9 protein-coding genes are annotated in these 12,418 nt (G+C 39.1%); 8 read left to right on the top strand and 1 reads right to left on the bottom strand.

Annotated elements, in window-relative coordinates:
* The first annotated feature begins 11 nt into the window (after positions 1-11).
* The 6 genes from cdaA to DW000_RS06205 all read left to right on the top strand — a co-directional run bounded on the left by cdaA (position 12) and on the right by DW000_RS06205 (position 7,478).
* Positions 12-824: a diadenylate cyclase CdaA gene (cdaA, locus tag DW000_RS06230; RefSeq protein ID WP_004697909.1), complete on the top strand. Its 813-nt coding sequence runs from the start codon at positions 12-14 to the stop codon at positions 822-824.
* Positions 821-1,747: a CdaR family protein gene (locus DW000_RS06225; RefSeq protein ID WP_004697845.1), complete on the top strand. Its 927-nt coding sequence runs from the start codon at positions 821-823 to the stop codon at positions 1,745-1,747. Before cdaA ends, DW000_RS06225 begins: the two co-directional genes overlap by 4 nt.
* 216 nt (positions 1,748-1,963) lie before the next feature.
* Complete coding sequence (locus tag DW000_RS06220; protein ID WP_120055620.1) at positions 1,964-3,562, top strand: FAD-dependent protein; 1,599 nt, start codon at positions 1,964-1,966, stop codon at positions 3,560-3,562.
* A gap of 185 nt (positions 3,563-3,747) precedes the next feature.
* Positions 3,748-5,100, top strand: coding sequence for a phosphoglucosamine mutase (gene glmM / locus DW000_RS06215; protein WP_120055618.1), 1,353 nt, complete (start codon positions 3,748-3,750; stop codon positions 5,098-5,100).
* Positions 5,101-5,425: 325 nt separating this feature from the next.
* Entirely contained in the window at positions 5,426-6,121 is a 696-nt protein-coding gene (locus DW000_RS06210) for an aspartate/glutamate racemase family protein (RefSeq protein ID WP_120055616.1), read from the top strand.
* 244 nt (positions 6,122-6,365) lie between these two features.
* Positions 6,366-7,478, top strand: coding sequence for a tetratricopeptide repeat protein (locus DW000_RS06205; RefSeq protein ID WP_120055614.1), 1,113 nt, complete (start codon positions 6,366-6,368; stop codon positions 7,476-7,478).
* Positions 7,479-7,600: 122 nt separating this feature from the next.
* Here the strand turns inward: DW000_RS06205 and DW000_RS06200 are convergent, their stop codons facing one another.
* On the bottom strand, positions 7,601-8,998 hold the full coding sequence (locus tag DW000_RS06200; protein ID WP_120055612.1) for a hypothetical protein: 1,398 nt from the start codon (positions 8,996-8,998) through the stop codon (positions 7,601-7,603).
* Positions 8,999-9,522: 524 nt separating this feature from the next.
* Between DW000_RS06200 and glmS the strand changes: the two genes are divergently transcribed.
* Both glmS and trpS read left to right on the top strand, forming a co-directional pair.
* Complete coding sequence (gene glmS, locus DW000_RS06195; protein ID WP_120055610.1) at positions 9,523-11,355, top strand: glutamine--fructose-6-phosphate transaminase (isomerizing); 1,833 nt, start codon at positions 9,523-9,525, stop codon at positions 11,353-11,355.
* Positions 11,356-11,411: 56 nt separating this feature from the next.
* The gene (trpS, locus tag DW000_RS06190; protein WP_008715380.1) at positions 11,412-12,398 is read left to right on the top strand and encodes a tryptophan--tRNA ligase; all 987 of its coding nucleotides are present in this window, start codon (positions 11,412-11,414) and stop codon (positions 12,396-12,398) included.
* The last annotated feature ends 20 nt before the right edge of the window (positions 12,399-12,418 follow it).

Raw genomic sequence — 12,418 nt, 5'->3', positions numbered from 1 at the left:
GAGCTATTTTTATGCATATTGACGCACTTATACATACCTTTAGGCTTCTTGATATCGTTGATATCATAATCGTTGCTATTGGTATTTACTATTTATATAAATTGCTTAAAGATACACGGGCCGTTTCTCTTTTAAAAGGTCTCGTTATGTTGGCAATTTTAAATTTATTGAGTCATCTGTTAAATCTATACGTTATCAACTGGATTTTGCAACAAAGTATGACCGTTCTTCTCTTTGCGTTACCCGTTGTATTCCAACCAGAATTGCGTCGTGCTCTAGAACAATTGGGGCGTGGACGAATATTCAGCAAGGCACAAAATGTAAACGAAGAAGAAATGGATATGGCTATTAATGAAGTGATGGCCGCGGCTCGCGTTATGTCTCGTGAACATACGGGGGCACTTATCGTTTTTGAACGTGAAGTAGGTCTCAATGATTTTGTAGATACTGGTATTCTTATCGATGCTGTATTGAGCCGCGAGTTGATTAAAAATATCTTTGTTCCCAGCACACCTCTTCATGATGGGGCTCTCATTATTCGTGATGGGCGAATCCGTGCAGCGGGCTGTTTGTTGCCGTTGACTGAGGACCGCACATTGAGTACTGAACTAGGTACACGTCACCGTGCAGCTATTGGCTTATCTGAGCAAACTGACGCTGTTGTAGTCGTTGTCAGTGAGGAAACAGGGACCATTTCTTATACATATGGCGGTCATATTTATCGCCATTTACCAGAGGATCAAATTAAAGAGGCATTGCGCACCTTTATGGAACGCCCTCGTCAAACCATTACTAGTATGTGGAAATGGAGGGCAAATAAATGATGATTCATTTGAAACGCAATTGGCCTGCTAAATTATTATCCTTGTTAGCAGCTATCGTCATGTGGTTCTTTATTATGCGCGATCAGAATCCTGTGATGGAGGTAACCTATACAATACCTGTACAGGTTCAAAATCTCAATTCTGGCTATATCATAGAAGATGCACCAGATGTGGTCCGTGTTGTTCTGGCTGGTCCACGTGATACCATTATGTCTATGAAATCAGATAATTTACGGGCTTATATTGATGCATCTGGTGTAAAACCAGGTCAAAATAATGTAACTATTAATTTTACTCCTCCGGCAGGGATGAATCTTGTGGAGGTTAAACCAGATACCATCACCATCAATGTTGATGAATATGCAGAGAAAACGATTCCTGTTGAAATAGTTCCAATCGGCAAGTTCTCTGATGATATTGCTTTGAAATCGGTAACGATTGTGCCGAAAGAGGTAACTGTTTCTGGTCGTAAGCAACAAGTTAATGCAGTGAGCAAGGTTGTGATGAAAGTCAATGTGGCTGGTCAAACGAAGAACTTTAGCGCTGTTAGTACTTTAGAAGCTTGGGATACGGCAGGTAATGTACTGGATGTACATATTAATCCAAACCAAGGCCAAGCACAATACGAACTCAACTTATTACGTAAAGAAAAGGCGGTTCCTATTACTGTTCCGACTGTTGGTACAGTAGCAGAAGGTTATGAAGTTAAATCCACGTCTGCTACACCAACGCAATTAACAGTTACAGGTCGTGAAGAAATGATTAATTCCGTTACAGAAATACAAACGGAACCTATCGATGTATCGGGTGCTACTGAAACTGTACAGGGTAACTATAATTTAGTATTACCGAATGGGGTTAATAGCAATACCACAACGGTACGGGTGAAAGTAGAAATACAAAAGAAAGTACTTAATGGATGATTAGTTTTTTGTGAGGCTTTGAGATCTTGCAACAAAGACCCTAATAGAGTGAATATTTCTCTATTAGGGCCTTTTTATGATTTATATATTAGCTTTTATAGTAGTGTTGTATAATAAAGATGTATGACTATTTTCTTACTGGTCAAGTGGTAAAGAATTTTGGTCAAAGATTAAAGAAGTAGGCTCACCTAAAAGGGAGGCTTTAATAGGAAAGCTATGATTAGAATAATAAATCTCCGCGTGGCTGTTACGGTTAAGTCGGATATCAAAAGTATTGTAGAAAAGAAATATCCCCCGTTGCGTGGCGCTATTGAAACGATTCATGTTGTTCGACGTGCCGTAGATGCCCGTAAGAAGCCAAACATTGTTTTTGTATATACCCTATTCATTGAGGTTCATAATGAAGCTCAAGTCATGAAAAAACTTGGTAAAGAAAAGGATGTATCTATATTTGCTGCAGAAGATCCAGAACCTATCGTTTTGGGGTCTGTACCCTTAGCACATCGTCCTGTTGTTATGGGCTTTGGCCCTGCGGGGATGCTGGCAGCCTTTTACTTAGCTCGTGAAGGCTATCGCCCAATCGTGCTTGAACGCGGTCAAGATGTAGATACACGTAGTCATGATGTAGAGACATTTTGGAAAAAGGGCATATTTAAGCCTGAGTCCAACGTACAATTTGGGGAAGGTGGCGCAGGAACTTTTTCCGATGGTAAGTTGACAACTCGCATTACTCATCCGCGTTTACATGAAATATCTAAATACTTTGTAGAGTTTGGTGCGCCTGAAGAAATCTTATATAAACATAAACCTCATGTAGGTACTGATAAATTGCGTACCATGGTAAAAGCCATGCGTGAGCGCATCATCAAATGGGGCGGTGAAGTCCGCTTTGGTTCTAAGGTAACAGATTTATTTATTGAAAATGACCGTATCGTAGGCGTTGAAGTTAATGGTAGTGAGCGTATTGATACGACTGTTGTTTTGTCTGGTGTAGGCCATAGTGCACGTGACACATATGAAATGCTTTATAAACGCAATGTGGAAATGACGGCCAAACCATTTGCTATCGGTGTTCGTATTGAGCATGATCAGGCTGTAATTGATGAGTCCCAATATGGTGTAGAACCATCTAGCTTGGGTCTCGGTGCAGCAGAATATTCTCTCGTATACCACGATAAAGAATCAGGCCGTACTGCATATAGCTTCTGTATGTGCCCAGGAGGTCAAGTAGTAGCATCTGCCTCTGAAGTGGGTGGCGTTGTCGTAAATGGCATGAGTTTATACGCTCGGGATAGCGGTGTTGCTAATAGTGCTATCGTAGTCAACGTAGGTCCAGATGACTTTGGTACTCATCCATTAGATGGCGTCGCATTTCAACGAGAATGGGAACGCAAGGCCTATGAGTTGGGCGGTTCTAACTTCCATGCGCCTGCACAAACTGTAGGGCAGTTTTTAGGACTTTCACAAGCACCTAGCGTACAAAATAGTATATATAGCTACGAGCCAGGTGTTGTAAATTGCGATTTACATGATTGCTTGCCATCATTCGTCACATCCGTATTAGAGCGTGCCTTGCCATACTGGGGACGTCGCATCCAAGGGTTTGATGATCCTGCGGTGTGTATGACAGGCGTTGAAACACGTACCTCTGCGCCGCTCCGTATGGGACGCAATGAAGAACGCATTTCTCCTACTGTAGGAGGTTTCTATCCTATGGGTGAGGGGGCTGGCTATGCAGGGGGAATTATGAGTGCTGCCCTTGATGGCGCGGAAACGGCCATTTTATGTATGGCAAAATACGCAAAACCTAATTAGTGGGAATTATACTGATGAATTGAATTACAGTATAGATTCATACTATTTATGTAATATAGATGTGACTTTATAGTAGGTATGCTTTCTATATTATGATATAATACACAACAGTAATTATTGAAAAGATACACACGGTAGATATATAGACTTGTGAAACTTTCACAAATCCTTAGAGGAGGATAATTATGGCTCGTTTATTTGGTACAGATGGTGTACGTGGTGTTGTTAATGAGTTTTTAACGCCGGAATTAGCCTATCATTTAGGTCGTGCGGCAGGAACGCATTTTGGTAAGAAAAAGGATCACCCTACGTTCTTGATTGGTCGCGATACGCGAATTTCTGGTTCTATGCTTGAAAGTGCATTAGCAGCGGGTATTTGTTCTGTTGGCGGTAATGTAGTGATTGCAGGCGTTATCCCAACTCCAGCAGTAGCGTACCTTGTACGTCAACAAGGGTTTGATGCGGGTGCTGTTATTTCTGCATCTCACAATCCATATCCAGATAATGGCATTAAATTCTTTGATAGCAATGGCTATAAATTACCTGATGAAGTGGAAGATGAATTGGAAAAATATGTTCGTCAAAGTGCAGATAATGAATTAGCACGTCCTACAGGGGATGGTATAGGTAAAATTGAGTTTAATAGTAACTTGGCTCATTTATATGCTCACTTTGTACGTCACACAATTGATACGTCCCTTGAAGGGTTGACTATCGTTTATGATGGTGCCAATGGTGCCGCGTCTAGTGTAGGTCCAGAAATTTTGTCTGGACTAGGGGCTAAAGTCATCAATATTAATGTGAATCCAGATGGCTTGAACATCAATCATCACTGTGGTTCTACGCATATCGAAGGATTACAAGTAGCTGTGCAACAACATAATGCAGACCTTGGTATTGCTAATGATGGCGATGCTGACCGCTGTTTATTGGTTGATGAAAAAGGTCAAGTTCTCGATGGCGATCAAATTATGTTGTTATGCGCTCTTAAGTTGAAAGAAGAAGGCAAACTTAAAGGTGATACCATAGTTGGTACCGTTATGAGTAATATCGGATTCCATAAAGCAGCAGAAGAACTTGGTATGAAAACGGTTTCCACTGCTGTTGGTGATCGGTATGTATTGGAATACATGCGTGAACATAATCTTTCTATTGGTGGTGAACAATCTGGTCACGTAATCTTCTTAGATCACAACACCACTGGTGACGGTATGTTAACAGCTGTTCAAGTGGCGGCTCTTATGAAGGAGAAAAAGAAACCTCTTTCTGAGTTGGCTGGCATTATGACAAAATACCCACAAGTTCTTGTAAATGTTCGGGTCGCTACAAAAACTGGCTGGGAAGACAATGACCTTATCAAAGCTGCTATCGTAACAGCTGAAGGAGAGCTCGGTGACGAAGGTCGCGTCTTAGTACGTGCATCCGGGACAGAACCACTCATTCGCGTTATGGCAGAAGGTCCAGACCAAGAAACATTACAATCATTATGTGAAGAAATCGCTGATATTATCGGTAGAGAACAAGGGTTGGCGGAATAAAAGTAGGGTGTGAGGCGGCAGAGGAGCTTGCGACGATGAAGCCCACACATCACTTTGTTCCGAGCGTAAGATTTCGGAAAGGAAAATCCACAGCGAGGAACCATCTTTACTGAGATTAATCCTATGGATTTTAATAATTGTGAATTCATTCTACAGTTTTTATATCAAAGGTATACCCTCCTATATATGTCCCTTTGCTCCGTCCTACGTAAAGTCGCTACAGGAACAGATATAGGAGGTTTAGAGATGAGTGATATTTTAAATTGAATAATCATAATGAATAACTTTTTTGTTTTGGGTTATTCTAAGCTTAGAGGGTGATATTATGAAAACAATAGGCTTAATTGGGGGAATGAGCTGGGAAAGTACGATTACGTATTACCAAGTTTTGAATGAAACTATTAAGCAAGTTTTGGGTGGCTTACATTCGGCAAAATGTATTTTATATAGCGTTGATTTTGAAGAAATAGAAAAGTGCCAGGCAAATGGCGATTGGGATAGAAGCGCTGAAATTTTATCCGATGCGGCTCAATCTCTTGAAAAGGCTGGTGCTGATTATATTGTTATATGCACGAATACAATGCATAAAGTAGCGGATGAAATAGAAAGACATATTCACATCCCTCTCCTTCATATTGCGGAAATGACTGCAGTAGAGTTAGAAAAATCAGGTATTACAAAGGTAGGTCTACTTGGTACCAAGTACACGATGCAACAAGATTTTTATAAATGTATCTTGGAAAATCGGGGGATTCATGTTGTTATCCCTAACGAAGATCAAGTTGAACTTGTAAATGATATTATATACAATGAATTGTGTTTAGGTGTTATTTCTAATGAATCTAAACAACAATATTTAGATATTATTGGTGATTTGGTAAAATCTGGTGTACAAGGTGTTATCTTAGGCTGTACTGAAATTGGGCTACTTATTAAACAAGATGATACGGATATACCTTTATTTGATACTACATTGATACATGCAAAAAATGCGGCTTTAATTTCTATTGATAGAGCATAATATAGTTAGGTTTTATTTTGTTCAAGCAACATAACTCTCTATTAGATATTTTATTCATTTTTAGAATATTTAATAGAGGGTTATTTTTATGCAATTAGAATTAGATAGAGGCTAAAGGAAATCTTTTTGTATAGTTTGAATTTATATGAGCGGCGTTATTATAGGCACAAAAGTATATAAGTAATAACTTATGTTATTATAAACATATGGTCTAAAACATGTTCGATGATAGTAAAGGTGTAATATGAAGCTTGCTATAAAAGAGTATTGGGAAAATCTTAAAGTAGAATATGAAGTTACATATAATGCGTCTATATTTAGTGATTATGATGTGCTAAAGCAATACGCAGAGCGTTTTAGAACGTATTTAATTACTTTAATGTGTGAGTATTCTAATGATGTGGATGTGGCCTGTACTTTAGCAACTGTTGAACAGGTGTTGAGAGATGAGAAAAATTCAATAGAACTATTGGAAGGGTTCCTTGAAGCTTATACTAATGAACTTAGTGATACTGATAAAGCGAGAATTTACACTAATTTGGCTTTTTATTATAACGATGAGGGGAGTATAAAAGAATATGACTATCTATCAGCAGCTGTAAAGTTAGATTCTCCATATATAGAGACTTACAGAGGGCTGGCTTTATATCATTTTTCCTCTTATGCAGATAAGGGTTCAATAGAGGAGTTGAAGAAAAGTTTATGTGCCTTTGAAAAGGGAAGAATAGTATCCAACGATTATGAAATGAACTTTGGCTATGCAGTGTGTTTGTTTGAGCTTAAGAAATATGAGAAAGCAAAGGCCATTTTTGAAGAGTTATTAAAAAGCTATCCCAATAGAATGAAATTACTAGTTTGTATTGTTTATTGTGATGTGTATTTAGGTAATAAAAAGCAAGCCCTCGATCGTTTGAAGCAAATTAAGCTTGGAGGTGATGTAGCATATCATTTAAGTAACGATGAAGTTTTTGAGTTTGATATCATTGACGTCTATTTTATATTAGATGAGTACAGCCTATTCTTAGACGAATGTGAAAAGGCTAAAGAGCACTGTGATTTAAGTGATGGCCCTTATTACTTTGGTCTTTGGATTATGAATCAACATGATATGTTCCATCGTGAAGTGGACAAGCAGCGAAATGAAATATTGACATGCATTGAAGATGCAAAAATGGACGAAGACTTTGATAATGAAGAAGAAAAGCAGGAATATATCAAAAGCTGGGAAGATGATTTAGAAAATCTAAATTTGTTGGAACATAAAATTAAAGATGAAAACTTTAAACCTACAGTTGAACTAAAACTATGGCCAATATATGGTTGCTATTTAATAGACTGTTTAAATCATAATTTTTAATCCGTTAACTATTGGCAGATGTATCTAAAGACGATTTATATATTCAAACTGATATACAAGTAAGTTTAACAAATTAAAAGCACTACTTTGAATTGCAATTATTCAGAGTAGTGCTTTTGATATTATTTATCAGCCACAACAAGTTTATATCCATTCAATTGAATGTTACTGCCGGTTGTGTCTTCGTTGCTCAAGGATTTTACATAGCTGTCGCCTGTGAGTATCCAATTGGAGTCTTTACTGAGTTTCACAGTTACTTCTTTAGCCGTATTGTCTGTGTTTACAGCACCTACAAGGCTAGATCCATTTGTCATGTCAAGAGCGATAGTACTGATTGAATCAGCCATAATATTACCGCTTAGTTCTTGATTAGATGTGCGGAGTGTGAGGTGACCGCCGTTCTCACCAGTTTTTCCCCAACGGGAGTCAGCAGCTGCTTTCACTAGGGTAGATGTGTTCGGCATAGAGATTGCATTGTTAGAAAGGTCTACTTCAGCAGTGGTATTGTGTACATAGAGGAACGCACCTGTAGCGTGAGTTGTGAGTGTGTTATTCTCTGCTTTCAGACGAGCAATACCGCTTTCAGCATCACCAGAGAAGCTTTGATATAGCATAAAACCATTGTCTTTGTAGCCAGTTACATTGGAGTTTGTAAGGGTTATGGAGTTTTTACCTTCTACGACGCCAATTTCACTGTTATTCGCTATGCCGTTGACATTGTTTACCATAATATTACCCGTGGAGTAGATAACAGGACTGCCTTCGCCAGATGTGGTGAGTTTTGCTGCTTCTGCGGTGATAGTGCCTTCTCCGCGATCTGTAGCAAGTGTAGCGGAGTGAGCCCCTTCAGTGGTGATAGTTAGATTTTTGCCATTTACAGTACCTTTGTAAGTAGCATCTAAACCACGAGAGGAATCGCTTTTTGTGTGAATATTAGTATTTTCTACGTTGATAACCGAGTTTTCACCAGTGGCAAAGACTGCATTAGAACCTTTAGAGTTAGATGTAATATTGCTACCCTTGATGTTGATTTGACTGCCGTCAATGCTGAGGACTACTGCATTTTGACCACGAAAATTGCTGTTATCATCGCTTGTAGTGTTACCAGTTTTATCAAATACGCTATTTTCGATGTTTACGACTGCTTTATTTTTACCGATAAAAGCAGTCTGATCGGCTGTTGTGTTTGTCATCGACTCATGAGCAATAGATTTGTTTTCTGTAACGATAGTTGTGCCTTTGAAAGTATTAGGATCTACTTCGGCTTGTGGTTCCATACCATTAGGAGCACCGTTTGGAGATGTGCTTCCTTGTGCGGATGGTGCTGTTTTGGTTTGTTCTGTTGTGGTTACAACTGCTACGTTAGTACTAGTTTGAGTCTCTGCGGCTAAGGTTGGGATAACCGCTAATGTCGACAGAGCTGCACCAAGGACTGCAGGTAATACCCAACGACGCAATTTTCTATATGACAAACTGTTCTTTTTAATTTTATGTTGCTTCTTTATAGTTGTTTTATTCATGATTATCATCTCCCAAATTATATACATACATTTTGAAAATACAACAAAATCTAATTGTGTAAAATTTAGAATGATAGAAGTATAATTTCTTACAATGAAAAGGACGTGAAGCATAGAATCAATCTTTTCTATTTTTTTTGAATTATCTGTGGTGGTTTACTTTTTATCGATATTTTTAGTATAATATACGTCAGTACATATTTTATTTTGTACTGATTCTGCCGTATATCATAGAAAGGAATTCCAAATTCGTAAAGGCGAATAGCGCAAGTACCCGCGAAGGCAGTCGTTAGGGTAGACGAGGTGAAGGGTGATCGAGTCATCAGCGGATGCTCTTCCGGCATATTCATGTCGTAACAGGTATTAAAAAGCCCATCGGTAACGATGGGGACAAAGTATATCTGAATGGATTGTATTGAACTAATATTTAATACATTAAATAGAATATTAATCTAGAACATTAATTAGTTAGCCTTAGTTTTTGCTGGGGCTAGAAATACCCCCAGTTATAGGAGGATATACGTATGTGCGGTATCGTAGGATACATTGGCTTTAATCAAGCATCTGATTTCTTGTTGGACGGTATGGCAAAGTTAGAATACCGTGGTTATGACTCTGCAGGTATTGCTGTTATCGGTCCTGAAAATGTAATTAAAATTCAAAAGAAGGTTGGCCGTCTTGCTAATCTTGAGGCAGTTGTGAAAGCAGATCCTAATGAAGGAACTGTAGGCATTGGTCATACACGTTGGGCTACACATGGTCGTCCATCCGATATGAACGCCCACCCTCATGCATCTGAAGATGGTAAATTTGCTGTTGTACACAACGGCATTATTGAAAACTACATGCCTTTGAAAGAAGAGCTCCTTGCAAAGGGATACCATTTCAAATCTGAAACTGATACAGAAGTAGTAGCTCATTTGTTAGAAGATATGTACGATGGCGATTTCGTGGGCACAGTACGTCGCATGCTAGCTCGTGTTGATGGTGCGTATGCTCTTGAAATCATCTGCTCTGATGAACCAGACAAAATTATCTGTACTAAAAAAGAAAACCCATTGGTTATCGGTCTTGGCAAAGGTGAAAACTTTGTAGCATCCGATATTCCAGCTATCATTAACTACACACGTGATACATACATCTTGAGCGATGGTGAATTAGCTATCGTAACTCGCGATAATGTATCCGTATTTGACCGTGAAGGTAATCCTGTTGATAAAGAGGTATTCCATGTTAACTGGAATGCGGAAGCAGCGGAAAAAGGCGGTTATGAACACTTCATGTTGAAAGAAATTCATGACCAACCTAAAGCTGTACGCGATACATTTGGTACACATATTTCTGAAGACGGTAAGACAGCAATCTTTAATGAGTTGAATTGGACTGCTGAAGATGTGGCAGCTTTCAATAAAATTCTCATCGTTGCATGTGGTACAGCATACCATGCAGGTCTTGTAACAAAACAATATATTGAAAACTTGGCGCGTATTCCAGTTGATGTGGAAATAGCATCTGAATACCGTTACAGCAACCCGTTGACTGATGATAAAACATTATGTATTGTTATTAGTCAATCTGGTGAAACATCCGATACATTGGCGGCTTTGAAAGAAGCTAAACGCCTTGGTGCCAAATCATTGGCTATTACCAATGTTGTTGGTTCCAGCATTTCTCGTGAAGCAGATAACAAAGTTTACACATGGGCTGGCCCTGAAATTTCTGTAGCGTCCACAAAAGCGTACACTACTCAATTAGTAGCGGGCTTATTGTTCGCTGTATACCTTGGTCAATTGAATGGCAAGTTGAATCCAGCCTTAGCCGAAGAAATTCTTAGCGGCGTTAAAAACTTACCATCCTTGATTCATGAAATCTTTGAAGTAGACGAAGATATGAAAGCCTTTGCTAAACATTATGGCTTCAAATCTGATGCATTCTTCTTGGGCCGTGCTATCGACTATGCAGTAGCGATGGAAGGTGCTTTGAAGTTGAAAGAAATTTCTTACATCCACGCTGAAGCATATGCTGGTGGCGAATTGAAACATGGTACATTGGCTCTTATCGAAGAGGGCGTACCTGTTATCGCATTGGCTACACAAGAGGATGTTTACGATAAGATGATCAGCAACATCCGAGAGGTAAAAGCTCGTGAAGCTATTGTAATCGGTATTGGCATGAAAGGTGACGAAGAATTATCTAAACACGTAGACCACACAATTTATGTGCCTCGTGCGAATAAATTTATCGCTCCAATCTTAGCAGTTGTACCATTGCAACTATTGGCGTATTATGCAGCAATTACACGCGGTGCAGACGTAGATAAACCACGTAATTTGGCTAAATCTGTAACCGTAGAATAATATATAACCAACAGTGCTTTGGCACTGTTGGTTTATTTCAATATAGGGAGACTATTATGGCAGTTATATTTTCCGGCATCCAACCAAGTGGGGAGTTAACACTTGGTAACTATTTGGGGGCTTTACGTAATTTCTTAGACTATCAAGATACTGATGAATGTTACTATTGTATCGTTAACCAACATGCGATTACGGTACCGCAAGATCCAAAAGAATTATTTCAAAACACTCGTAATTTGGCTGCATTGTACCTTGCGGTTGGCCTTGATCCTAAAAAGGTAACATTGTTTGTTCAATCTGAAGTACCTGAGCATGTTAAGCTCGGTTGGGTTATGCAATCTATTAGCTATGTTGGCGAATTAGAGCGTATGACTCAGTACAAGGATAAGTCTCAAAAGCAAGGGGATTCTATTCCAACTGCATTGCTTACGTATCCACCGTTGATGGCGGCAGATATTTTGCTATATGGTACGAATTATGTTCCTGTAGGGGAAGATCAAAAGCAACATCTCGAGTTGACTCGTAATTTAGCAGAGCGTTTTAACCGTAGATTCGGTGAAACTTTCGTAGTACCTGATATCAAGGTAGGAGAAGGTGGCGCTCGCGTTATGAGCTTGCAAGAACCAACTAAGAAAATGAGTAAATCTGATGATAACCAAAATGCTACAATCCGTCTTTTGGATGCACCAGATTTAATCGTGAAAAAGTTGAAACGAGCTCAAACTGATTCTGATAATGCGGTTCGCTATGATAAAGAAAATAAACCTGGCATCTCTAACTTGATGGGAATTTACCGTGCTATTACAAAAGACAGCTACGAAGCTATCGAAGAAATGTACGCTGGTAAAGGTTACGGTGTATTTAAATCCGATATTGCCGACCTTTTAGTAGCAACTCTTGAACCAATTCAACAACGTTACAATGAATTGATTACAAGCCCTGAACTGGATGTAATCCTCGATGAAGGGGCTGCTAAGGCGCATGCTAAAGCAAGTGCAATGTACCGTAAGGTAGAACAAGCTATGGGCTTGTGTCGTAAATAAAATCATATAGTAGACTTTCA

This window comes from Veillonella sp. AF36-20BH, assembly GCF_003602765.1.
GTDB classification, from domain to species: domain Bacteria; phylum Bacillota; class Negativicutes; order Veillonellales; family Veillonellaceae; genus Veillonella; species Veillonella hominis.
The sequence above is the reverse complement of the archived record's forward strand: the minus strand, read 5'-3'. Positions and strand labels throughout refer to the sequence as shown.

Excerpts from the sequence above, each read along its gene's own strand:
- trpS (WP_008715380.1), top strand. The coding sequence starts at position 11,412 with ATGGCAGTTATATTTTCCGGCATCCAACCAAGTGGGGAGTTAACACTT.
- DW000_RS06210 (WP_120055616.1), top strand. The coding sequence starts at position 5,426 with ATGAAAACAATAGGCTTAATTGGGGGAATGAGCTGGGAAAGTACGATT.
- DW000_RS06205 (WP_120055614.1), top strand. The coding sequence starts at position 6,366 with ATGAAGCTTGCTATAAAAGAGTATTGGGAAAATCTTAAAGTAGAATAT.
- glmM (WP_120055618.1), top strand. The coding sequence starts at position 3,748 with ATGGCTCGTTTATTTGGTACAGATGGTGTACGTGGTGTTGTTAATGAG.
- DW000_RS06200 (WP_120055612.1), bottom strand. The coding sequence starts at position 8,998 with ATGAATAAAACAACTATAAAGAAGCAACATAAAATTAAAAAGAACAGT.
- cdaA (WP_004697909.1), top strand. The coding sequence starts at position 12 with ATGCATATTGACGCACTTATACATACCTTTAGGCTTCTTGATATCGTT.
- glmS (WP_120055610.1), top strand. The coding sequence starts at position 9,523 with ATGTGCGGTATCGTAGGATACATTGGCTTTAATCAAGCATCTGATTTC.
- DW000_RS06220 (WP_120055620.1), top strand. The coding sequence starts at position 1,964 with ATGATTAGAATAATAAATCTCCGCGTGGCTGTTACGGTTAAGTCGGAT.
- DW000_RS06225 (WP_004697845.1), top strand. The coding sequence starts at position 821 with ATGATGATTCATTTGAAACGCAATTGGCCTGCTAAATTATTATCCTTG.